The sequence below is a fragment of the Marivirga tractuosa DSM 4126 genome, from assembly GCF_000183425.1.
In the GTDB taxonomy this organism is placed as follows: Bacteria; Bacteroidota; Bacteroidia; order Cytophagales; family Cyclobacteriaceae; genus Marivirga; species Marivirga tractuosa.
In genome coordinates, this window is sequence record NC_014759.1 from 3,647,286 (window position 1) to 3,671,228 (window position 23,943).

The 23,943-nt window shown below is 35.7% G+C and carries 22 protein-coding genes; 11 read left to right on the top strand and 11 right to left on the bottom strand.

The features are described 5' to 3' along the window. Positions 1 to 17: 17 nt before the first annotated feature. From FTRAC_RS15510 to FTRAC_RS15525, 4 genes are all read left to right on the top strand, one after another. On the top strand, positions 18 to 728 hold the full coding sequence (locus FTRAC_RS15510; protein ID WP_013455218.1) for a tetratricopeptide repeat protein: 711 nt from the start codon (positions 18 to 20) through the stop codon (positions 726 to 728). Between the two features lie 36 nt (positions 729 to 764). Continuing rightward, complete coding sequence (locus FTRAC_RS15515) at positions 765 to 2,819, top strand: TonB-dependent receptor (RefSeq protein WP_041649909.1); 2,055 nt, start codon at positions 765 to 767, stop codon at positions 2,817 to 2,819. Positions 2,820 to 2,897: 78 nt separating this feature from the next. Then, positions 2,898 to 3,176: a 2TM domain-containing protein gene (locus FTRAC_RS15520; protein WP_013455220.1), complete on the top strand. Its 279-nt coding sequence runs from the start codon at positions 2,898 to 2,900 to the stop codon at positions 3,174 to 3,176. An 85-nt stretch (positions 3,177 to 3,261) separates the two neighbouring features. After that, positions 3,262 to 5,163 carry a tetratricopeptide repeat-containing sensor histidine kinase gene (locus FTRAC_RS15525; protein ID WP_041649910.1) on the top strand — a complete coding sequence of 634 codons (1,902 nt, stop codon included), beginning with the start codon at positions 3,262 to 3,264 and terminating at the stop codon, positions 5,161 to 5,163. A 1-nt stretch (position 5,164) separates the two neighbouring features. Here FTRAC_RS15525 and FTRAC_RS15530 read toward each other — a convergent pair whose 3' ends face one another. From FTRAC_RS15530 to FTRAC_RS15545, 4 genes are all read right to left on the bottom strand, one after another. Next, positions 5,165 to 6,511, bottom strand: a complete 1,347-nt coding sequence (locus FTRAC_RS15530) for an OprD family outer membrane porin (protein WP_041649912.1) — start codon at positions 6,509 to 6,511, stop codon at positions 5,165 to 5,167. Positions 6,512 to 6,578: 67 nt separating this feature from the next. Next, entirely contained in the window at positions 6,579 to 7,994 is a 1,416-nt protein-coding gene (locus tag FTRAC_RS15535) for an MBL fold metallo-hydrolase (protein ID WP_013455223.1), read from the bottom strand. 121 nt (positions 7,995 to 8,115) lie between these two features. Next, positions 8,116 to 8,745, bottom strand: coding sequence for a Crp/Fnr family transcriptional regulator (locus FTRAC_RS15540; RefSeq protein ID WP_013455224.1), 630 nt, complete (start codon positions 8,743 to 8,745; stop codon positions 8,116 to 8,118). A 161-nt stretch (positions 8,746 to 8,906) separates the two neighbouring features. Further along, positions 8,907 to 9,167 (bottom strand): ArsR/SmtB family transcription factor, encoded by a 261-nt coding sequence (locus FTRAC_RS15545; RefSeq protein ID WP_185094413.1) that lies wholly within the window; start codon positions 9,165 to 9,167, stop codon positions 8,907 to 8,909. A gap of 113 nt (positions 9,168 to 9,280) precedes the next feature. On the opposite strand from FTRAC_RS15545, the gene FTRAC_RS15550 reads away from it, so the two are divergent. Then, positions 9,281 to 11,506: a heavy metal translocating P-type ATPase gene (locus FTRAC_RS15550; protein ID WP_013455226.1), complete on the top strand. Its 2,226-nt coding sequence runs from the start codon at positions 9,281 to 9,283 to the stop codon at positions 11,504 to 11,506. Between the two features lie 2 nt (positions 11,507 to 11,508). On the opposite strand, the gene FTRAC_RS15555 is transcribed toward FTRAC_RS15550, so the two are convergent. Both FTRAC_RS15555 and FTRAC_RS15560 read right to left on the bottom strand, forming a co-directional pair. Next, positions 11,509 to 12,033, bottom strand: a complete 525-nt coding sequence (locus FTRAC_RS15555; RefSeq protein ID WP_013455227.1) for an NADPH-dependent FMN reductase — start codon at positions 12,031 to 12,033, stop codon at positions 11,509 to 11,511. Between the two features lie 72 nt (positions 12,034 to 12,105). Further along, the gene (locus tag FTRAC_RS15560) at positions 12,106 to 12,696 is read right to left on the bottom strand and encodes a YceI family protein (RefSeq protein WP_013455228.1); all 591 of its coding nucleotides are present in this window, start codon (positions 12,694 to 12,696) and stop codon (positions 12,106 to 12,108) included. A gap of 133 nt (positions 12,697 to 12,829) precedes the next feature. Between FTRAC_RS15560 and FTRAC_RS15565 the strand changes: the two genes are divergently transcribed. The 5 genes from FTRAC_RS15565 (at position 12,830) to pncA (ending at position 17,806) form a co-directional block, all read left to right on the top strand. Then, positions 12,830 to 13,648, top strand: a complete 819-nt coding sequence (locus tag FTRAC_RS15565) for a purine-nucleoside phosphorylase (RefSeq protein WP_013455229.1) — start codon at positions 12,830 to 12,832, stop codon at positions 13,646 to 13,648. Positions 13,649 to 13,955: 307 nt separating this feature from the next. Beyond that, positions 13,956 to 15,161 carry a porin gene (locus FTRAC_RS15570; protein ID WP_013455230.1) on the top strand — a complete coding sequence of 402 codons (1,206 nt, stop codon included), beginning with the start codon at positions 13,956 to 13,958 and terminating at the stop codon, positions 15,159 to 15,161. 84 nt (positions 15,162 to 15,245) lie between these two features. Beyond that, a complete protein-coding gene (locus FTRAC_RS15575; RefSeq protein ID WP_013455231.1) occupies positions 15,246 to 15,770 on the top strand; it encodes a macro domain-containing protein in 525 nt (174 codons plus the stop codon). A gap of 19 nt (positions 15,771 to 15,789) precedes the next feature. Further along, on the top strand, positions 15,790 to 17,199 hold the full coding sequence (locus FTRAC_RS15580) for a nicotinate phosphoribosyltransferase (protein ID WP_013455232.1): 1,410 nt from the start codon (positions 15,790 to 15,792) through the stop codon (positions 17,197 to 17,199). 1 nt (position 17,200) lies between these two features. Then, complete coding sequence (gene pncA / locus FTRAC_RS15585) at positions 17,201 to 17,806, top strand: bifunctional nicotinamidase/pyrazinamidase (RefSeq protein ID WP_013455233.1); 606 nt, start codon at positions 17,201 to 17,203, stop codon at positions 17,804 to 17,806. Between the two features lie 3 nt (positions 17,807 to 17,809). Here pncA and FTRAC_RS15590 read toward each other — a convergent pair whose 3' ends face one another. The 5 genes from FTRAC_RS15590 to FTRAC_RS15610 all read right to left on the bottom strand — a co-directional run bounded on the left by FTRAC_RS15590 (position 17,810) and on the right by FTRAC_RS15610 (position 22,780). Beyond that, positions 17,810 to 18,103 carry a hypothetical protein gene (locus FTRAC_RS15590; protein ID WP_013455234.1) on the bottom strand — a complete coding sequence of 98 codons (294 nt, stop codon included), beginning with the start codon at positions 18,101 to 18,103 and terminating at the stop codon, positions 17,810 to 17,812. Positions 18,104 to 18,278: 175 nt separating this feature from the next. After that, the gene (locus FTRAC_RS15595) at positions 18,279 to 18,680 is read right to left on the bottom strand and encodes a hypothetical protein (RefSeq protein WP_013455235.1); all 402 of its coding nucleotides are present in this window, start codon (positions 18,678 to 18,680) and stop codon (positions 18,279 to 18,281) included. A 47-nt stretch (positions 18,681 to 18,727) separates the two neighbouring features. Continuing rightward, positions 18,728 to 20,185, bottom strand: coding sequence for a TolC family protein (locus FTRAC_RS15600; protein WP_013455236.1), 1,458 nt, complete (start codon positions 20,183 to 20,185; stop codon positions 18,728 to 18,730). After that, positions 20,178 to 21,521 carry an ABC transporter permease gene (locus FTRAC_RS15605; protein ID WP_013455237.1) on the bottom strand — a complete coding sequence of 448 codons (1,344 nt, stop codon included), beginning with the start codon at positions 21,519 to 21,521 and terminating at the stop codon, positions 20,178 to 20,180. Before FTRAC_RS15605 ends, FTRAC_RS15600 begins: the two co-directional genes overlap by 8 nt. Then, on the bottom strand, positions 21,521 to 22,780 hold the full coding sequence (locus FTRAC_RS15610; protein WP_013455238.1) for an efflux RND transporter periplasmic adaptor subunit: 1,260 nt from the start codon (positions 22,778 to 22,780) through the stop codon (positions 21,521 to 21,523). Before FTRAC_RS15610 ends, FTRAC_RS15605 begins: the two co-directional genes overlap by 1 nt. A gap of 365 nt (positions 22,781 to 23,145) precedes the next feature. On the opposite strand from FTRAC_RS15610, the gene FTRAC_RS15615 reads away from it, so the two are divergent. Continuing rightward, positions 23,146 to 23,913, top strand: a complete 768-nt coding sequence (locus FTRAC_RS15615) for a class I SAM-dependent methyltransferase (RefSeq protein WP_013455239.1) — start codon at positions 23,146 to 23,148, stop codon at positions 23,911 to 23,913. Positions 23,914 to 23,943 lie beyond the last annotated feature (30 nt).

The window sequence follows — 23,943 nt, forward strand, 5'->3', positions numbered from 1 at the left end:
AAATAAAGTAGTTTATTATGAAAAAGTTTAGAATGTTTTTAGCAGTTGTTTTGATGATTGTAATCAATTCACAATTAAGTAAAGCGCAGAAAGCAGATAGTTTAATGTATAAAGCATATCTGTTGAGCAGTGAAAATTTATGGGAGTCGTCACTTAATCAATCTGATAAGGAGTGGTCACTACAGAAAGCAATAGCTTACTATGGGATTTTGAATAATACAATGGTTTCATCCAATGAGGAAAAGTTTGATGAATTTGTTGATCCCGCTTTAGAATACCTTGAAAGTCTAGAAGAGCAAGGAATTCATAAGGCAGAAGCGATGGCGCTTCGATCTTCCATCTATGGTTTTATCATGGCTTATTCTCCTTGGAAAGGCATGTACTATGGGCCTAAAAGCTCAAGTGCAATTGAAAGTGCTTTAGAGAAGAATAGTGATTCACCGATTGTTAATATGATTTCAGGAACTTCACTATTCTATACTCCGGAAACTTTTGGTGGTGATAAAGAAGCTGCAGTGAAGACTTTTGAAAAAGCAATAGCGCTATATGAAAAGGCAAATTATAGAGGATGGCTATACTTAAATACATTGGCTAGTTTAGGGAAGGCATACCAAGCTACTGGTCAAAATAATAGAGCTATTGAAGTGTACGAAAAGGCTCTAACTGTTGAGCCAAACTTTAAATGGGTATCCTCTCAACTATTGCCTGAAGCTAAAAGAAGTAAATAAGAGCTGTATTTTAATTGATCAAGAAAACAGTTTTCAATGATGAAGAAGTTATTGTGTTTAATAGGCTTGTTTTTTACCTTGAACAGTGTGTTGGGACAAATATCAATCTCTGGGAAGATCGTTTCAAATGATGAACCGCTTCCCGGAGCCCATATTTGGATGAAAAGCAATTATAACATTAATGCTGTGACGAATAGCAATGGCTACTTTAAAATAGCGGGTCTTAACATCGGTGATACCTTAGTTTGCAGTTTTATTGGATATAAAGAAAGGATACTTATTGTAGCTGAGCAGGATGATAATGTCCTGATTAATATGGAACCTTTTTCCCAACAGTTGGAAATTGTTGAGGTAAAGGCCAGCGTTTTAGGAGCTGAAAACTTTGCTTTCGAGAAATTGAAACCCTTGGATATCTATACAAATCCGAACTCTAAAGCAGATGCTTTGGTAGCTATTAATACACAGATGTCATCAACTACGAAAGATGAAAATGCGGCTGTAGCATTTAGGGGTGCTTCACCGCAACAAACCGGTTACTTCTTGAATGGGGTTCCTGTAAAGAATCCTGTTAAATATGCACAATTAACGAATACTGGAACACTTAGTATTTTCAATACCGATTTTCTAAAAAGTGCTACCGTTTTTCCAGGAAATCCACCGGTAGAATATGGTCAAGCTACCTCCGGTACTGTAGTGCTAGAACTAGCAGATCGATTTCCAGACTATTGGCAACATACGGCTAGTATATCTATGGCCAACCTAGGATATTCAGCTCGTGGAAAGCTTGGAGAAAAATCTAATTTAGGGGTTTTTGGAAATTATCAGTTTGATGAAATCTTAAAGGGAGTCAATACACGTAATTTTGAAGATATCAATAGTTTTAATGCCTACGAAGGCGGTGCGCTTTTCACCACCCATCAGTCATGGGGATCTCTTAAGATCTACCAGTATGGATTAGTTGATTCGTATAATTTCAATTTTGAACATCCCAGCTATCAAGATGGATTTTTACAAAATGCTGAACGAAGCATCACCACTGCTCAGTGGATACAGGATTTTGGGGCTTGGCAAGCCTCAGTGGTTGCAGGCAATTCATTTAGCCAAAACCACTATCATTTTGGTAATCTAGAATATAGTTTACAAAACAATGATCCCTATGCATCGGCAAATTTCACTTATAGTAAAGAGGGTGATGTATTTAAAACAGGCTATGCCTACTGGAACCAAAATAGTAGATTTCAGGGTAGGGTTCCCGCTTTTGCTTATGCGTTGGCACCTGAACACCCCTCAACTGCAATTGATTCAAAAGAACAGCTGCAAAGTCACGAGTATTATCTGTATGGCCGCAAAAAATGGGGTGAACATGCATTCGGTTTAGGAATGCGAACAGCTTATATTCCGAACAGTCGCCAGCAATTGTGGAGCTATCAGTTCAATTATTTATGGAAAATAAATAAAAGCCTGCAGTTGAAGTTAGGCCATGGACAATATTACCAAACGCGCATAGATACTGATCCTCAAGTAATAGAACAGGCTCAATCAAGTATTGATTTGGATTTCAAACAAAAGGGCTGGGCACTGCATCAAAGTTTTTTCCGAAATGACGGAGATAGCTCAATTGCCGGCAGCGAGAGTAGATTAAGTTTTTTCTGTAAACAGAAATTTCAGCTAGATCAATCAGCTTCATTTTATCATCAAAATAGCAACTGGGAATGGTTTACTCGTACTTTTTTAAAGTATATTCCTTACCCAGGATGGAATTTGAATGCTTCATTTCAAGCCTTCAGAGGAAATACTTTTCAATTAGTGAATGGTGCTCAATTTATTTCAAGCTTAGATGTATATGCACCTCATGCGCAATCATCGCCTAACTTCTTTAAGCCTTATACAAATTTCTCTATAGGAGCAAGCAAGTTGTTTCAATTGTCAAGTAAACTAAATGGTCTTGTCTTTATTAATATGGCCAATGTCTTTGATTTCAAAAATGAAAACTCGATCAGCTACAATTATGATTACAGTAACTATAATTCCAATTATCTTACCAGAAGGAGTTTATATGCTGGTATAATATTCAATATTGTGAATGATTAGTAACAGATAAAAAGTAATTGATAGTCAGTTAAACCGTATTAAGCATCAATTTTATAAAAATCAATTTAAATAAGTATTATGGAAAACAGAGATGAAGAATTATGGAAACTAGCTGAAGCTAGAGTTGGATTTAAACGACACCTAACAACTTACCTTTCGGTGAATATATTAGTTTGGTTGTTATGGTATTTTACAGGAAGTTTCGGGAGTAGTTATGGCGATTTCTTTCTTCCCTGGCCTGCATGGATGACATTGGGGTGGGGAATAGGTATAGTGTTACATTTCTTCGGAGTGTATGTTAACAATTCTTACAATTCTGTTGAACGAGAATACGAAAAATTAAAAGGAAAAAAATAGTTAAAATATCTATTGAATTTAGTCACAATAGCTTAATTTGAGTTTTACAACTTTTTGAGACACTGTGATATTACTTTTACATTTATTGATTATAAATTTTACTATAGGCTTTGATCAAGACGTCAAAGCCTATTCACATTTCCTTCAAAAAGGAGATTCTTCTCTAAGCGTTCAAGACTATTCCTCTGCAGTTCATTTTTATTCTAAAATTGAAGAGGGTTCCATTTCCTTTAAATCAGAAAAAGAGAAGCTTACTTATTTCTTAAACTTTTCTGATGCATTGTACACCATCGGAGATTATCCCGATGCCTTGGTGAAGTATGAAAAACTGAAAGCACTGGCAATACAAAATCAGAATAGAAATATTCAGGGTCAAGCTCATATCGGGATAGCCCATTCTCTGTGGAGAATGACAGATAATGTAAGATCAATTGAAGAGATTTTGACAGGGATCGAAATTTTTAAGGAACTTAAAGACACTTCAAACCTTATCACTGCATCAAATATTTTAGCTGGGATTTATGTTAGTCTTAATAAATTTGACGAAGCTAAGCAAATCTACCAGGAGATGCTGGAAAATGCGATTCGATCGAATGACTCAGCAAATATTGCTGGGAATTTTGAATATGTAGGAATAGTAGATTTCTTTCAAGGCGATTTCGAAAGTGCCATTCGCAACTATGAAAAATCCTTGCAGATTAACCAAAAACTGAATAACGCTTTTGGAACAGCTATAAATATATCCAATTTGGCTGAATCCTACCTGGAGCTTGGCCAATATGAAAAAGCAAAAGTATTACTGCATCAGTCAACTGACTTACAAGAAAAACATCAGTTTAAATCAGTTTTGATTTTCAGTTATTATACATTAGGAAAAGTTTACACAGAGCTTCAGGCCTTCGATAGCGGGATTTATTACTATGAAAATTCGCTTGAGATGATGGATGAAACATCAGAAATAAGAGATAGACAGGAGGTGTACAGATTAATTGCCGAAAATTATGCAAAACAGGGAGCATTTGAAACAGCTTACAAATACCACCAATTCCATAGTATTGCAAAAGACTCGCTAATTGCATCGGAGAGAAGCCGTGAACTTGAAGAGATAAAGACACGCTATGAAGTGGAAGATAAAATAAGAGAGAATAACAATTTGATAATTCAAAATTCAGAAAAGCAGAAGGAATTGGCTGCCCAAAAAGAACTGATCCAGTTGCAATATTTCATAGGAGCTTCAATTGCTATTTTCCTTATTATTTCTATTTTTTTAGCATATAAATTATATAAAGCCAGGCAAACGCTATTAAATGCCAATAAAAGTAAAGATAGACTATTTGGAATTATTGCTCATGATTTGAAAGGGCCTATCGGGAATATTGAAGCAATGCTAACATTGTTACAAAAAGAGGAGAGTGAAAGCAGAAAATCTCTTTATGTGGATTATTTAACCAAATCGGTGCAGAATTTATCATTACTAACTAGCCAATTGCTGTCGTGGACTTTTAGTCGGTCTGGTGATTTTGATTTTACATTCAAGAAGCTAAATATTCGCGAAATTGCAGGAAGAAGCATTGCGCTATTTGATTATCAGTTAGCAGGAAAGCGTATTAAAATTATTAATTCAATTGATAAAGACCTCGTGGTCTTAGCAGATGAAAACGCACTTTTAACAGTCTTTAGAAATATTCTTTCCAATTCAGTAAAGTTTACTGACAAGGGAGGTGAGATTAGACTAGATGCAGAAAAGCACAACTCTTTTGTTCAAGTTCGGATTCGAGATAACGGAGTGGGAATGTCGAAAATTGCAATCCAAAAGGTTTTAGAAGGTAAGCATGTGGTGAGTAGCTCAGGAACTGAAAATGAAAAAGGAAGTGGATTAGGCTTTTCTATAGTGATAGAATTTGTAAGGAAACTAAAAGGAAAAATTAATATTGACAGTGATGGAGAAAATGGAACAACTGTGATCATACAATTAAAAAAGGCGTGATTTAGAATTGGTAGTTTAAAATCATTTGAGAATGAAATATAGGCTCACTTAGAAACGAACCTTCAGTAATGCCATTAGAGTGAAAGTAGGAATTTAGAAGTCTTAATTTTAATGCTTTCCAATCACCTCTAAAATGAGTTTGTAGATCAATGCTAAACTGCGTTAGAGAATTCCCCTTTAAATCTGTTCCGAATCGGGTATGGATTCCATAGACCCCTATATTTAAAGCATTCCAGCCATCAAATGGTTGTAGGTCAATTTTGATTGCTTTGCTATTTATATTATCCAATCCTTCTATTCTATGGCGGCTAATAAATGTATAAAATGGTTCTGCTCCCCATTCTGCTGGAAACTTCAAAGCATCACCGGTTAAACTTAATGTTTGATTATAAGATAGCTGCCACTTATCATTGATCCATTTCAGATGCCCCGATAGAAGATGAGCTTGGTGGTTCAGGTTAAGATAATGGTTTTCTCCCAGTGAATGCTGGTAAAGATATTGAAAGCCCAGCTTCGTTTTAGTCCGATGGTATTCTATTTGATTGAAAGACAATAGACTCACCTTATCAATATAATATTGCCAGCTATGGAATCTAATGGTTTCATTAGGTATATAATGCCCTCCTAAAATGATAAGTCCTCTTGTTTTAATGCTTGCATCTTCATTTTCAGGATCTAGCAAGTGGTCATAAAGTCTAATGCTTTCATTGGTTGGAATCCATTCTGTTGTGGATCTTGGAGAAACTTTATTGAAAAATCCTCCATTTAATTCGAAGCGGTGACCCTCATTCCAATCCAACCAAATTCCCTGAAAAGCTGATGGTTTCATTCGGGAATCTTGTGGATTTACCAGCGGAGTATTTACCAGCATTTTTCCGATTTTAATGTAGGAATCTTTGTAGCGATATTTAATAAAAAGCTCTTCGAGTCGGTCTAAATCATGTTTATTATCCGGATTTTCCAAATCAAATAATTGGCGTTCCCATTTCGGGATGTAAGGAGTTTCAGGAGAATCACTCAAATCTGTTGATAAGATATTATAAGTATAAATCCCACCAATCCCCATTTGAAAACCATGCCAATAAGCACTATGGTAATAAATTCTCCCACCTAATCCGGAGGCAGCACTAAAAATTTCACTTTTTGGTCTATAGGTTTGAATCGAATTACTTCGGAACAATCCGCTTACATGTCCTTTTTTAAACCAGTCATGAAAACTATGCGCCTCATTAGGATTGAATGAACCATGTTTTACAGAATCTATAGACTCAAATTGTTGATGGTTATTCTGCGCCTTTAAGAATAGTGGAGACAAGAGCAGTACTATTATATATGAATAATATTTCATATAAAAGATTAAAAAAGAGGCTCGCTTAAATTTTAAGAGAGCCCCTGTTTTATAAATTAGTTACTAATTATTTTAAGGTAGTAGGACAAACATAATCCGTTCTCGGAATGTCAGTTTCAGTGATTGCTTTAAAGCCACCGGCTATATCTACCAAATTATGAATTCCTCTTGATTTCATAATGGACGCTGCAATTACAGAACGATATCCACCAGCGCAGTGCACATGATATGTTTGGTCTTTATCCAACTCATCAAAATTATCATTGATAAAATCTAATGGGAAATTTTGTGCATTTTCCACATGCTCTGATTGGAATTCCGTTGGCTTACGAACATCCAATACAGTTAAACCTCCAGATTTTAATTCAGTTGCAAATTCACTTGCAGGAATTGATTTGAGACTGTCAGTTTCTTTTCCTGCTGCTTTCCATGCACTAACTCCACCTTTCAAATACCCCAAAGTATTGTCATAACCAACCCTTGATAAACGCGTTACAATCTCTTCTTCACGTCCTTCTTCAGCAATGAAGATAATCGGTTGTTGTAAATCAGGAATTAAAGCGCCTACCCAAGGGGCGAAGCTTCCATCAATACCAATGAAAATTGAATTTGGAATATGTTCTTTTACAAACTCATTCTGATGACGAGTATCTAAAACTATTGCTCCTTCATGGTTTGCCATGGCTTCAAATGTCTCAACATCTAGCCCTACATTTCCTTTTTCTAAGATTTTGTCTAAACCTGATGTATCTGCAGATTTGTTCATAGCTACGTTCTGAGCAAAATATTGTGGAGGAGGTAATAAACCATCCGTAACTTCCGCAATGAATTCCTCTTTTGTCATATCCGCTCTCAAGGCATAATTATTTTTCTTTTGATTACCCAAAAGGTCAGTAGTTTCTTTACTCATGTTTTTACCACAAGCGGAACCAGCACCATGCGCAGGATATACCACTACATCATCAGGTAAAGTCATGATTTTGTTTCTCAAGCTATCGAAAAGCATTCCTGCTAAATCTTCTTGAGTAATTTTACCGGCTTTTTGTGCTAGATCGGGTCTTCCTACATCACCAATGAATAAGGTATCGCCACTGAAGATTGCTTTTTCATTTCCTTCTTTATCTAGTAATAAGTAAGTGGTACTTTCTAAAGTATGACCAGGCGTATGTAAAACTTTGATTTTGATATCTCCAATTTCAAAGATTTCACCGTCTGTAGCTTCGTGCATTTTAAAATCTGTTTTGGCACCTGGTCCATAAACGATGGTTGCTCCGGTTTTTTCTGCTAAATCAACATGACCGGAAACGAAATCTGCATGAAAGTGAGTTTCAAATATATATTTGATTTTAGCTCCGTCTTTTTCTGCTTTTTCAATATAAGGAGCAGATTCTCTCAAAGGATCTATGATAGCAGCTTCTCCGTTGCTCTCAATATAATATGCGCCTTGCGCCAAGCATCCTGTATAAATTTGTTCTATGTTCATAACTCTAAATAATTTTCTTTTTTTAAACTTCTGCAAATATACGGCAGTCTTAAAAAGTGGATTGTAACATCAGTTACTGATTGATTTAAAATGCCATTTAATCGGATTTATAAAGTCTTTTTTAAAGAATTTCTATATAATTTCTTCTTTGCTCTATTTTATCTTCCTTCTCCAATTTCTTAAGAAGCCTTGAAATTACAACTCTTGAAGTATTCAATTCATTTGCAATTTGCTGATGTGTTTTCTTAATTTCAAATGAACCGCTTGCAATTTTTTTATCCAGTAGATAATTATAGAGCCTTTCGTCCAAATTCATAAATACCATGCTGTCGATCGTATGCAATAATTCATCAAATCTGGTTTGATAGGAATTGAAAACAAATCTTCTAAAACTCGAATATTTTGTAATCCAATTATCCAGATTGGAAACCGGCATCATCCATAATTCCGAATCTTCTTCTGCTACCACATGAAACGAACTTCTTTTGCCTTCTAAGCAACAAGTGATGGACATGGCGCAGGTTTCTCCACCTTCCAAATAATAAAGAAATACTTCATTTCCATTGTCATCATTTCGCATCACTCTCAATAAACCTGACATCACCAAAGGCATTTCTTGCGCCTCATCATCTGGTGTGATGACCGTTTGCCCTGCTTTAGCTTTTTTCAAGCGACCTGATTTTAAAATTTCTTCTTTAAGTTCAGGCTCAAAAGGGGTTCTTTCTAATACTTCTTTTATTTTTTCGTTCATTCTTTATTCGTAATTAATATGTGAGCAAGAAGTTTTGGTGAAAACACCAAAACGGGAATATGTTGTAGAATTTTGGTTATTATAATTTAGCACCCACTTTTTAGGTGTTTTCACCTAAAAACCTCAATCCTAATTATCAAATCTAAAATCTTAATTATTGTTTATTCACAACAGTTTTCTATACAATTCAATAAATTCTCAATTTCTTTTTTGGCTGAGGAATAATAGATCTTGCGTCCATCTCTTCGTGAGCTTAAAACCCCAGCTTCCTTTAATGCCGCTAAATGATGAGATAAAAGCGATTGTTCACAGTTTTCCAACTTTTCACATATTTCATTCACAGTCATTTCACCATTATCCAGTAAGAGCTGAACAATCCTTAATCTATTATGATTGGCAACAGCTTTTAATACTTTTGCCATGGCGGCTAATTTTTTTTCGTTCTTTTGAACTTCCATAACATTCATATCGTAATATATGAAAATTTGTTTATATATTGATTTGAAGATTTTAAATATTCCGAAGGGAAACCTAAATGTCTGAACTAACTAAATCTAATACTATCAAAAAAACATTTCCAGTAACTGGCATGAGCTGTGCAGCTTGCGCTACAAGTGTTGGCTCCACATTGAAAAGTACAAAAGGAGTGACAGATGCTGATGTGAATTTCGCCACGCATACCGCCTGGGCAACTTTTGACCCTGATGAAGTTTCACTAGAAGATTTAAAAACTGCTTTGCAGGGTGTGGGCTATGATGCTATCATGGAAGAAGATAATGTAGCAGAGAGGCAGGAAGAGGAGCAAATGAAACAATTTCTTAAGATTAAGAAGAGTTTGATTGGATCAGCTATTTTATCTATTCCCGTTTTTGTCATCGGCATGTTTTTCATGTCCTGGGAAGTAGGGCATTATATTTCACTGCCTTTATCTGCCATCGTTTTATTCTATTTTGGGGGACATTTTTTCACTGGAGCCTGGAAGCAAGCTAAAAATGGTAAAGCCAATATGGATACACTGGTGGCGCTCAGTACTGGAATTGCCTTTGCTTTAAGTGTCTTTAATACTTTTTACCCTGAATTTTGGCTACAAAGAGGCTTGGATGCTCATGTTTATTATGAAGCAGCAGTAGTCATTATTACCTTTATTTCATTAGGGAAATTTCTAGAGGAGAAAGCCAAAACCAATACTTCCTCAGCTTTGAAGAAATTGATTGGCTTGCAACCTAAAACCCTGATCGTTTTAGTAAATGGCAAAGAAGAGGAAATTCCAATCAATGCTGTAAAAGAAGGATTTGAAATTTTGGTAAAGCCAGGTGATAAAATTCCGGTCGATGGCCAAGTGGTAAGTGGTGATTCTTATGTGAACGAAAGCATGATTACAGGAGAGCCCGTTCCAGTTCAGAAGATTGAAGGGGCAAAAGTTTTTGCGGGTACCATCAATCAAAAAGGAAGTTTTACTTTCAAAGCAGAGAAAGTAGGAGGGGATACTTTATTAGCTTCCATTATTGAGCGAGTAAAAGAAGCTCAGGGGAGTAAAGCCCCGGTTCAAAAATTGGTCGATAAAATTGCCGGAATATTTGTACCGGTCGTTATCGGGATTGCTATTTTAACTTTCATCCTTTGGCAGATTTTTGGAGGTGAAAATGCACTCACTCAAGGAATGCTTTCAGCTATTACCGTTTTGGTGATTGCATGTCCATGTGCTCTTGGTTTAGCAACTCCAACAGCTATTATGGTAGGCGTTGGAAAAGGAGCGGAAAATAATATGCTGATACGGGATGCAGAGAGTTTGGAAAAAGCCTATCAGGCAAATGCCATCATTTTAGATAAAACAGGAACCATTACGGAAGGAATGCCATCGGTAGTGAATCAAAAATGGTTTTCGGGTAATGAGCAACTACGATCGATTTTATATCAAATTGAAGCAAAAAGTGAGCATCCATTGGCTGAAGCAGTATTAAATCATTTTAAATCTGAAGATTTTTCTTCCTATAGTATTAATGCCTTTGAAAGCATTTCAGGTAGGGGAGTGAAAGCTAAATTGGGAGATCTCAGTTATTTTGTTGGGAATCATTCGCTCATGAGCGAGCAAAATATTGAAGCTAATGATGAGATATTAAAATTAGCAGATGAATGGGAATCTCAAGGTCAGACCGTTATTTATTTTGCAGATGAAAATCAAATTCTAGCATTAATTGGAATAGCTGATAAAATAAAAGTGAATGCAAAATTAAGTATTCAGCAATTGCGTGATAGGGGAATGGAAGTATATATGCTGACAGGAGATGCGGAGAAAACCGCTATAGCTGTAGCGGATGCTGTTGGAATTGAGCATGTGAAAGCACATTTAATGCCGGCCGATAAGTCTAATTTTGTGAAGGAATTGCAATCGAAAGGAAAAGTAGTGGCCATGGTAGGCGATGGCATCAATGATTCGGAAGCTTTAGCTCAGGCAGATGTTAGCATTGCTATGGGCAAAGGTTCTGATATTGCGATTGATGTTGCTAAAATGACTTTGATTGGCTCAGATTTGCAGAACCTTCCAAAAGCATTTCACTTATCTCAATTAACAATCAGAGGTATCAAGCAAAACTTATTCTGGGCATTTATCTATAACATAATCGGAATTCCTTTGGCAGCAGGTTTGCTTTATCCTTTCACTGGTTTTTTATTAAATCCTATGATAGCCGGAGCCGCGATGGCATTTAGTTCTGTTTCAGTGGTATTGAATAGCTTGAGGTTGAAGAGTATGAAGTTGTGATTTTAAAACTCCAACAATTTCTTCACTTGCTCTTCAAGCAATTGGCTGTAAAGTTTGTCTGTTACCTCTTCACCGTCAAAATTGCTTTCAATTCTTGCCAGTTTGGGCTTCAATGCCAAAACATTCATTCCTAAATAATTAAAGATGTCAGTCATATGGCTTAAGGCTAAACCAGCGCCTTGCATCCCTGAAGAAATTCCGACTAATGCGCACTTTTTGTTCTGGAAACTATTAGGGTATTCCATACCGTCAATAAATGCTTTGAGTACACCTGGAAACGAGCCATTATATTCCGGAATGATGAAGACATATTTGTCAGAGCCACGCACTTGCTCTAAAAATTTATTGAATTCAGGGTTTTTTCCATTGTTTTCATAAAGAGCCGTGTAGACAAAATCTTTTGGCAAATCAGCAAGATCAATGATATTGGATTCCACTTGATGTTGCGTTAATAAACTTTGATAAAGATGAGCAACTTTTGCGGAAACTGAATTTTGCCGGTTGGTTCCTGATATAATTGTAATCATTTCGATCGAATATTTAAAAACAAAAATAGGGACAATAAGTCCCTATTCAATAATTAATAAGAATGTTTTAAATTATAGTGATGATAAATTCACAGTCAATTCAAAATCATCATAAATCATTTTATCGCCTAAGCCATCAAAAAATGATCCAGAGCCATATTTAACTTGCCATTTCGTTCTGTCTAAAGCAAAAGAAGCTTTTGCATTAGCTTTTCCATTCTCTACTGAGATATTGGCAGGGAAAGTAATTTTGTTTGTAATTCCTTTAATAGTTAAATCACCTGCAATAAAATGTGTAGCATCAGTTGCTTCACTTTTATTGATTGATGTAATCACAAATTTCGCAGTTGGATATTTTTCAACGCTAAAGAAATCATCTGATCTCAAGTGACCCATTAGTTTGCCTTTATATTCTCCTTCTAGATCTAACACATCAATTGTAGTCATATCGATAACAAATGAACCCCCGGTCACTTGACCCTCTTCCATTTCTAATGCGCCTTCTTTAATATTAACAGTTCCGTTATGTTGGCCTGTAACTTTTTTTCCAACCCATGCAATTTGGCTTGAATTTGTGTCTACTTTTACTTCTTTTTGTAAAATGGTAAAAGCTGCAGCCATAATTAATGCTGCCATTCCGATAGATAAAATTTTTGTTTTCATAATTGTTAAGTGTATTTACATTAAATGTAGATACATATACTTTATAAATCAAGAAAGGTTTAAAATATTTCAAATAAATTTTTGATTGTATAGGTTCTTCAATCAAATTGGAGCAAAATTGTTTAATAAAATTATGAGCACAATAAAAGAAATAAAGGAAGCAACAGATTTTATAAAGAGTGAAATAGATTATAATCCAGAGGTGGGTATTATTCTAGGCACTGGATTGGGAGCTTTAGTGGAGGATATTAAAATAGAACACTCCATATCTTATAAGGACATTCCCAACTTCCCGGTTTCTACAGTAGAAACACACAGTGGGCACTTGATATTCGGTGAATTAAGCGGTAAAAAAGTAATAGCAATGAATGGACGTTTCCATTATTATGAAGGCTACAGCATGAATCAAGTAGTAATGCCAGTCAGAATCATGCATTTGCTAGGTATTCAATATTTATTCATTTCAAACGCTGCAGGAGGCTTAAACCCGAAACTGGAGTTAAGTGATTTGATGATTATCAATGATCATATCAATCTTTTTCCTGAAAATCCTCTAAGAGGTGACAATCTAGATGAATTTGGAGGAAGATTTCCTGATATGTACGATGCCTATGAGCTAAAACTGATTCAGCTAGCTAAGGAAGTGGCTAAGGATGAAAATATAGACATTAAAGAAGGTGTTTATGCTGGTGTTCAAGGGCCTAATCTGGAAACACCCGCAGAATATCGTTATTTAGACAAGATAGGAGCAGATGCAGTAGGGATGAGTACTATTCCTGAAAATATAGCCGCACGTCATATTCAAATACCCGTATTTGCCGTCTCGGTCATTACTGATTTATGCTATCCAGAGAAATTAAAACCAGCAGCTATCCCGGAAATAATAGGTGCTGCAATTAATGCAGAACCTAAAATGACTACTATTTTTAAAGGCTTACTAAAGAAATTATGATTTACACGGGCAGGTAATAGGTGTTTAACTTATAATAGCTTTCACAATCATTGTCAAAACAGGTTAATTGCTTCGTAATTTTGAAACCTATTTTTAAGCAAGCCCTAGATAGCTGTTGATATATTCAAAAATTGTAATGTTAAGTTATTGTTATCTTAAGTTTTACTTTGTTAATATATAATCACGGATTTTGGTCATAAAAAATAGCTTTGAATCTGTTTTATAGATTTTATTAATCATTTGTTAACACAGTATATATAAAGTTAATATAAGTTAGGCTTACTTTTGCGCAAACTTTTAGAATGAAATGCAAAAAATAAGCCTAACTTTTTTAATCTTCTTTTTGATTATTCAGTCATCTCAAGGTCAAATAGAAAAAATGCCTTATGATATCAATGGTAACACCTGGTTTGAGAATATCAAAATAGGCGGCTATGTTCAATCCAGGTATAATCGATTACTCGAAACCAATCCGAATTTGGATTGTAGTCAATGTGATAAAAGCTGGGGTGCTGGCAATGGGATTTCCCTTAGAAGGGTCAGGCTTAAATTCTCAGGTAATTTAGGCGATTATGTTTATTTCTACATTCAACCGGATTTCGCTAGTTCTGGAAGCGGAAGTGGTCAGCATTATGGACAATTGAGGGATGCTTATTTTGATGTTAGCTTGGATAAGGCACGTGAATTTCGCTTTAGGTTTGGACAAAGTAAAATTCCTTATGGATTTGAAAATATGCAATCCAGTCAAAATCGACTGCCATTGGATCGAAATGATGGGATTAATAGTTCCATTAAAAATGAAAGAGAGCTAAGTTTGTTATTTTATTGGGCGCCTCAAGAAACTAGAAAACTGTTCAGGGAATTAGTTGCAGAAGGATTGAAAGGGTCAGGAGATTATGGTGTAGTGGGATTCGGTGTTTTTAATGGCCAAACTGGTAATTCCCCTGAACTTAATGATGCCCTTCACATTGTAGGGAGAATTAGTTATCCTATGCAAATTGGCAATCAGATAATTGAACCGGGCATACAAGCTTATACGGGCCAATATCAAATGCCACGGTCTAATTTAAGTGATGGTGTAAATGTAAAAGAAAACTTGAACTATTTAGACCAAAGAGCTGCTGCTACTTTCGTTTTGTATCCACAGCCTTTCGGGATTCAGGCCGAATATAATTGGGGAACAGGTCCTGAATTTAATAAATACACCAATACAATTGAACAAACTAGTTTGGAAGGTGGGTATGCGACTTTGACCTATAAGATTTCCAAATTCAAACAATTATTCTATCCATTTATGAGGTATCATTATTATGACGGAGGCAAGAAGTTTGAACTTGATGCTAGAAGCTATAATGTAAACGAGTTAGAAATTGGGATGGAATGGAGACCTGTTAGGGCATTTGAACTCGTTGCTCATTATACCATATCCTCAAGAAGATACGAGGATTTCCAAAACCAAGACAATCTGCAAACAGGTAGATTGTTGAGATTGCAAGCCCAAGTAAACTTCTAACAATGCTTCAAGCCCCTTAATTATTTATCCTGAAACTATTTCCTGAGAGCTTCGCTTAAATAGACAATACCAAACACTGGGATTATGAAATTTGGCGATGTTAAAATTGAAGCTATCAAGGGAGATATTACAAAGCAAGATGATATTGAGGCGATTGTAAATGCTGCCAACGCACAATTGCAAATGGGCGGTGGAGTTGCTGGTGCAATACATGCAGCTGCCGGAAAGGAGTTGGCGGAAGAAACTAAATCTTTGGCTCCAGTGAGAGTAGGTGAAGCCGTTGTTTCTGGCGGACATAATTTACCTAATAAGTATATAATTCATACCTTGGGGCCTGTTTACGGCTTTAATCAACCTGAGGAGGAGTTCTTAGCTAATTGCTATAAGAATTCACTGTTAGTAGCAGAAGAAACTAATATTAAATCCATTGCATTTCCGGCAATTTCAACGGGAGCATTTGGTTACCCTTTTGAAGCGGCAACGGAAATTGCCTTGTCTACCGTTCGAGATTTTGCAAAAGAAGCTAAATCCATTCAACTTATTCGTTTTGTTCTATTTAGTGAAAAGGATTTTCAGCATTATCACGATAGGCTAAATTCAATCAAATAAATTCTTTATTCAGATTTTTATGAATTTTATTTCTGGCACTTACACAGATCAATATCAATTGACCATGGCGCAGGTTTATTTCCATAATGATGGAGAATATCAAGATGCTGTGTTTGACTATTTTTTTAGAAAATCGCCTTTTGATGGTGGTTACACTATTTTTGCAGGGCTTGAAAATTTAATTGATATACTTGAAGATCTTAGTTTTTCAAAGCAGGATATTGATTACTTAAGGACTCAGGGATTCGATCAAAAGTTTTTGCAATACCTGAAGGACTTTAAGTTTACAGGGAAGGTTTATAGTGTTAATGAAGGAGATATAGTTTTCCCATTAAGACCTGTAGTTAGAATTGAAGGCAATATAATCGAAGCTCAGATTATAGAGACTTTATTATTGAACATTCTCAACTTTCAATCATTAATTGCTACAAAGGCTTCAAGAATCAGATTAGTAGCGCCTCATCAATCCTTAATTGATTTTGGAATGCGTAGGGCTCAAGGATTGGGAAGCTACCATGCCAGCAGAGCTGCTATTATTGGTGGTTTTGATGCAAGCAGCCACGTGATGGCAGGAAGAGATTTTGGAATTCCAGTTTCAGGAACAATGGCGCATTCTTTCATTCAGAGTTATAATGATGAATTGACTGCCTTCAGGGCATTTGCCAAGTCGCGCCCTGATGATTGCGTTTTACTAGTTGATACTTACAATACTTTGAAGAGTGGTGTGCCCAATGCCATAAAAGTAGCTAAAGAAATGGAGGAAGAGGGGTATAAGTTGAATGGTGTCCGTCTTGATAGTGGAGATTTAGCCTATTTAGCTAAAAGAACTAGGGAAATTTTAGATCAGGAGGGCTTGGAATATGTGAAAATTGCAGCTTCAAATCAGTTGGATGAATTTGTCATCAAAAGCTTGCTAGAGCAAGGAGCTCCTATAGATGTAATGGGTATTGGTACTAGTTTGGTTACCGGAAACCCTGATGGAGCGTTAGACGGTGTCTATAAATTAGCATTTACGAAAGGAAAAGCTAGAATTAAATTATCTGAAAATAAAGCTAAGGTTACTTTACCAGGGAAAAAGCAAGTTTTTAGATTGAGAGATGATCAGCAACATTTAATTGGAGCAGATGTAGTAACGCTTGATGACGAAAATTTAGTAGATGAAATGTTCCATCCTTTTGAAACCGATAAGTCATTGAAATTTCCTGATTGCCAGCAGGAGCCGCTATTGAAGATGGTTATGAAAAATGGGAAAAGGCTCAATAAAGTAAAATCCTTACGAGAAATTCAAAAATACAGTAAAGAAAGGCTAGCTGAATTACCTCTTGAATTTAAAAGGTTTGATAATCCTCATATTTATAAAATAGGATTAAGTAAAAAGCTAACGGATTTAAGAAATAGATTAATTTCCGAAGAAAAAAGAAAGCAGTAATATGAAGACTTTGATTATTGTAGACCCACAATATGATTTTATGCCAGGAGGTGCATTAGAAGTTAAAAATGGTGATGAAATAGTTCCAGTCATAAATTCAATCTCTGATAAATTCGGCTTAGTTGTTGCGACACAGGATTGGCACCCCTCAGGCCATAGCAGTTTTGCTTCTAGCCATGAGGGAAAGAAGCCATTTGATAAGATTGAATGGAGGGGAATGGAGCAAATCTTATGGCCGGATCACTGCGTGCAGGGATCAAAAGGAGCAGCTTTTCATGCTGATTTGGAAACCAATAGGGTCGAAGCTATTTTCAGAAAAGGAATGGATCCTGAGATTGACAGCTATAGCGGGTTCTTTGACAATGGGCACGAAAAGAGTACTGGATTAAGTGGTTATCTGAAAGAGAAGAACGTTAGCGAACTGTATTTTGCCGGATTAGCTGCCGATATATGCGTTTATTTTACTTTAAAAGATGCACTGCAAGAAGGATTTAAGGTAAATTTAATTGAAGATGCAGTGCGCCCACTAAATGCAGATGATTTTGAAGGGCAGAAAAATGAATTGAAAACCAAAGGGGTTCAAATATTAAGTAGCAAAGATTTATAAAAATTAACCTATTAACCTCTGTTTAAGATAGTTATTGATGTCTAAAAGAGCATCTACTATGTTGTCTGCCATTTTCTGGCGCTGTCCTATAATTCTTTGGTTGATAAGTTTGCCTGAATCGCCATTAAAGGCAAACCGACCGATTGTTTTGTTGTTCTTCACTTCGTAAATCAATATTTCATAAATTGAAATATCGATTCCATTATGGTAACCTGTCCCCATTTTCCAACTTAAATCCCTTCTTTCTTTAATGGTGTGGTTTAATAAATCGACTAATGCATTTTTGCTTAAATTCATGATTGTCAATAAGTTGTTTCCCTCAACAATTTAAAGAAAAAATGGTCACTCTAAAAGTGAATTGTCAACATTAAATCAAAAAGTCAAAATTATAGTTTGATTTGCATTGAAGGTACAGCTTAATATATGGAGGATGATAAAAAATACAGAATAAATAGATTGCCGCTAATTTAGTTTAGCCAGCATAATCTCCTGTTTTTTGCCTGCACTCTTTCGCTTTTTTATTGGAGATTATTTTCCAAAAAGGATTTCTGAAAAATAGTGCAGTCTTAACAAAGAAATTATGCATATTTCTTTGAAACCCTGAATGGAATTTTTTGGCATTTTTAGGCATCACTATATACTCATATCCAAATCTTTGAGTAACCTTATCCATACAAGGATTACCATATAATACATTTTGTGTATCCTTAATGAAAATGCTTAGAAGTTTACGCCTAGGATTATTGTTTTCAGGCTCCAAATCAGGATCTTTCTTTATTTTCTCCGTTGAATTTTCCTTGTAGTCAATTTGACATAGACCTTCCAACGAAAATAGAAAACTGCTTAATATGAAAAAAAGAATGCATTTAATCATGGTACAAACATCTTAAAATAATTTAAAATGCCGATTTTTTTATTGATTTATTCGATTAAACGCCTGTTTTCTCTGAAATCATATAGGGTTAATTGCCTTAAATTGTAATAAGCTTGCCAAAAATTACCCAAGGAATTGATGTAATCTCTTTTTGCTTGGTCTTTTTCTGTAAGTGCAATGGACAAATCTGTAATACTTATTTTCCCTATTAAATAACGGTTTTTTGCAATATTATATCTTCTCTGGGAAATGTCATCTGCTTTTTGAGTGATGGCTACTTGATCTCTTAGCATTTCCAATGTTCTTACTTGAGTATAGACTTCTTGTTCAAAATTCACTCTTTCCTGCTCAACGGTATATTGAACTAGTTGATAATTTGCTTCAGCTGTTTTAACTCTAGACTTCTGTCTTCCCCAATCCACAATAGGAATAGAAAAACCTAATTGTACCCTTTGCTGATTTTCAGGCGTTTGGTAAATGGCTGGTAATTTTTCGGCTTGATTGGTTAATCCAAAACTTCCATAAAGATCCATATTTAATCCAGTCTCTCCTTGTGCCCTGTCCACTTCCTTATCAGCCTCCAGTAGCCTCCTTTTAAAACCAATTGCTTCTTGTCTATTGTTTAAAGCCTCTTGCAAAGCTATATCTGCGTCAATTTCAAATAAAGGAACATCTTCAGGAACCACCAAATTTAATTCATCATTGTTTTTTAAACCTAAAAAAGCTTTTAAGGCCAATTGGGTTGTTTCTAAATCTAATTTAGCTTGAGCAACTGCCTGTCGTGAATTCATTAAGCTTAATTCCAACTGCAATAATTCATTTTCAGGAATTTTGCCTAACTCATATCTTCCCTGCGCTATTTTGTAAATAGTGTCATTATTTCCCAGATTCTTTTGAGCTATTTCTAGGCTTACTTGCGCACTTAACAAATTGAAAAAACGAGTAGTCACATCTTTAGAAATTTGCTCAAACTCTTCTACAAACTCTCTTTTAGATTCTTCAAAGCGTAAGGGCTCAATTTTCTTGTCCCATTTTAATTCATTAAATCTAAATAATGGTTGAATAAATCCTACAGATAATGGATCACCACCATATCGAAAATTATTTCTTTCAAAATCATCAAATCGATTTACCGTTGAGTTTAGAAAAATAGTACCACCTGTTAGCCCAATTTGTTGTTCAAGATTTAGAGACACATCAGAATTGCTATTAAATACAGAGCGGTATTCTGTAGATCCATCTTCTTGGGTAATAGGAGTTACTGAACGATTGAAATTTGGTACAGTACCACTTAAGCTTAATTGAGGTACAAAATTGGATTTATATACCCTGTACTGCCAATATCGATTTTCCTTTATGGTTTCGGCTCTTTTATAAGCAGGTGATTGGGTTTTGGCAATTTGTATTACATCTTGTAATGTATAGGTTTTCTGAGCAAAGGAATGATGACCTATAAAAGAGAAACATGTAATAATTATAATAGTATAAAAGTACTTTCTATTCATATCTTAAAGAAGTTATAGGGTCTTGATTCGCAGCTCTTCTTGCAGGTGCTATTCCAAAGATTAAACCTACGGTTGCGGCAACGCCAAAAGAAATTACAATGGATATTCCACTCACGATGGTTGGGATTTCAGCAAATGAAGCCACCAAATAAGCAAAAATGATCCCCAGAATAACGCCTATGATGCCTCCGCTGATGCTAATCATAACTGCTTCCAACAAAAATTGTAAAACTACATCTGATTTTTTTGCGCCAAGTGAAAGTCGTAATCCAATTTCTTTTATTCGTTCCATTACGGATGCTAGCATGATGTTCATAATACCGATGCCGCCAACCAATAGCGAAATGCCTGCAATGGCTCCCAATACAATATTAAAGATGTTTTTAGTTTTTTGCTGTTGTTTAAGAAGCAATTCAGGTATGGTCACTTCAAAATCGACTTTATCATAATGCCTTCTTTTGAGCATGCGGGAAATGATTTCGGCTGTAGCTCCCATTTTATCGGATTCTTCTACTTGCACTGTTAATTTATCAATTTGATGATAATTACTGCTTACTTGATTTTGTGAGCTACCATTTTCCTCATTATTTCTCGCGTTCGCTTTTTTTAATTGAGTTTGTGTAAGCGCTGCTCTGTTGCGGTAATTCACTAAAACCGTTTGAACAGGAGTGTAGATGTCCATATTGAAATCCCTAAGCCCTAAGTTATCCAAGCTTTTTTGACTGTAAATTCGCTCCTTTAGAACCCCAATGACTTGCAGCCAATGTGGTCCGACCTTAATCATTTTTCCAATCGGGTTGGTGTTAGGGAAAAAGCGTGCTTTTACGGACTTACCTATGATGCAAACTCTGCTTCCTGTTTTTAAATGGTTATCAATAAACATTTCGCCTTCCTTCAGCTCAAATGCCGAGAGGTTGAAATAGGCAGGATCCACTCCCACCAACTTGGCAGATCTTCTGATGCCGTTTCGGATGACATAGGTTTCTAGAATGATTTCAGGACTGACTGCAGTAATTCCGGGGATTATTTCTTTAATACTTTCTGCATCTGCTAAACTTAATCCCGGACTAAACTTCTTTTTTTCTTTTTTTCCACTGCCTTGCTCTTGTAGATTTTCCTCAGTTTGCTCTACTATGGGCTCAATCACGATGTTGTTGACTCCTACTAATTTTATTTGATTGAGGATCTCTTGCTGAGCACCATTACCTATTGCTAGCATGGCAATTACAGCAGCCACTCCAAATATAATCCCCAATGCTGTTAAGAAGGATCGGGTTTTATTTGCTACAACAGCCTCAAAGGCAATTCCTAAATTCGCTAATATTTTTTCCTTCATTAATTTTTAGAAGCTTTTAATAGCGAAACATCTTTTTCCTCCATTCCTTCAGGTGCAATTAGATATACTTTTTCTCCAGCATCTATGCCTTCATTCACTATAACCTCATTGGCATTAGCTTTCCCTAATTCTACTTCTTGCTTTATAGTTTCTAGACCTGATTTCTTATAAACATAGGAAATGGAATCACCCTGGTTGAAAACGGATTCCAGTGGTATATAAGTAGCTTTTGGAATCATATCCGTAATAATTTCATTGGCGGTACTCATGGCTGGGCGCAAGGTGGTGTCTGTTTCATTAATTTCTACTTTGACTTCGAAAACCTTAGCATCAGAATTTGGCCTTTGTTCTCCCACATTGGCTACATATATTACTTCACCAGTTAGTTTCTTGTCAGGAAATGCATCAAGACCTATATTCACATGCTGACCCTTGGCAATTTTGCGAATGTCAACCTCGTTTACAAATGTGGTGGAAATCATAGTAGATAAATCAGGAAGTGTGGCCACCGTTGGATCCCAAGCACCAATTGAAGCCCCTTCAGATTTCTTGGATCCGTCATATTCTCGAACATAAATCACCATTCCATCTTCTGGCGCCATAATTCTAAACTTTTGTCTAAGTTCAAGTAAGAAATCTCTTTCATCTCTATCTTCTGATAGTTCTGCTGCAGCTTCTTGCATTTGAGCTACTGCTTTATCTTTCTTTAAAAGATAGTTTTCCTTTGCTTGCTTAAATGCTCTTTCCGCTTTACTTAAATCTATTTCTGCTTGTTTAATGGTGGCAGGAGGTTCAAATTGAGATTGTTCTAACACTAATTTCTTCTCCTCAACAGCGAACTCGAGATTGATTAATTCATCTCTTGATTGTCGAAGTGTCAGTGCAGTATCCAGTTTTGTTTGAGTATATTGAGATAAGCTTTGTTGATATTCGTTTTCTACGTTCCGCAATCTATCAGCCAGTTCAGAGGCATCTAAACTAGCAACAAAGTCACCTTTTTTAACAACTGTGCCTTCATCTACAAGTTTATCTATCTTTACATTCCACAACCTTGCCGCACGAAGACCAGATGGCCCAGTTATTTTGATTGAGTTTTTAGCCTCCAGTTCACCGGTTGTAGTAATGGCAATGACAAAATCTCCTGATTGAGCTTCGGTCATGATTTCAATAGTTTCAGTGGTGCCACCTCCCCTAAAGGTGAAAAAAGCTATTATAACTAGTATTATTGCAGAGCCTGCTATGATGAGTTTTTTATTCATTTTATTTTTTTAAGGACGTTCTTAAACGATGGTTTTGTAAAATTATTGATAATAAATTGAATTTTTGCCACCACTTATCAATTAATCAATCCTACTAGATAAATAGTTGTATTGTAAATATTTGATAGAAAGGCTTATATATTGGATGTTTGTTTCTTTAAAATAGTTGTATTGTTTTGAGTAAAAAATTCAACTTGTCCGTCTTCATTTGTGCCTGCTTGCTCAGGCAAGTCTCCATAGATTTAAATCTCTATTCTTAAGTTTCTTTTCAGAACCCGTCAGACCGTTAAAAGTAGACCTTTTACCATGCTTGAATAGCTAGAGGATTCATTCAATTTATTACCTTTGCAAACCAATACTAACTTATGAAAAAAATTATCAGTTTTATATTAAGAAATGTACCCCGTAAATACATTCAAAGAATAAGTGGTATCAGTTTAAAAATCATTGGTCTTTTTTATCGAGGAAATACTGTTTATTGCCCGATCAACGAGAAGGGATATAGAAAATTCTTACCATATGGTAGGGTCAATCCACGAGAAAATGCGCTTTGTCCAGATACGCTTTCACTAGAAAGACACCGCTTGATTTGGCTTTATTTGAAAGAGAAGACTAATTTCTTTGACAGTAAGCTGAAGGTTCTTCATGTAGCACCAGAGCAATGTTTTATGGATCGATTTGAAAAACTCCATGGTGAAGACTATATAACAGCCGATTTAGAATCCCCTTTGGCAAAAGTGAAGATGGATATTCATGATATCCCCTTTCCTGCAAATACATTTGATGTGGTTTTTTGCAATCATGTGATGGAGCATGTTGAAGATGATATAAAAGCTATGAGTGAACTACACCGAGTATTAAAACCTGGTGGCTGGGGCATTCTACAAATTCCTTTTTTTGAGCCTATTCCTGAAGCAACCTTTGAAGACAATAGCATTACAGATCCTAAAGAAAGAGAGAAAATATTTGGTCAAGATGATCATGTAAGGCTTTATGGAAAAGATTATCCCGATAGATTAAGAAAAGCAGGATTTGCAGTAACGGAAGATAATTATGTAAATGAACTTCCAGAATATAGAGTAGAAAAATATGCACTGCCTAAAGGGGAGATTATTTATAAGGTAGAAAAATAGATTAGAGAAGCCCCCAGCCAGGCTGGCAAG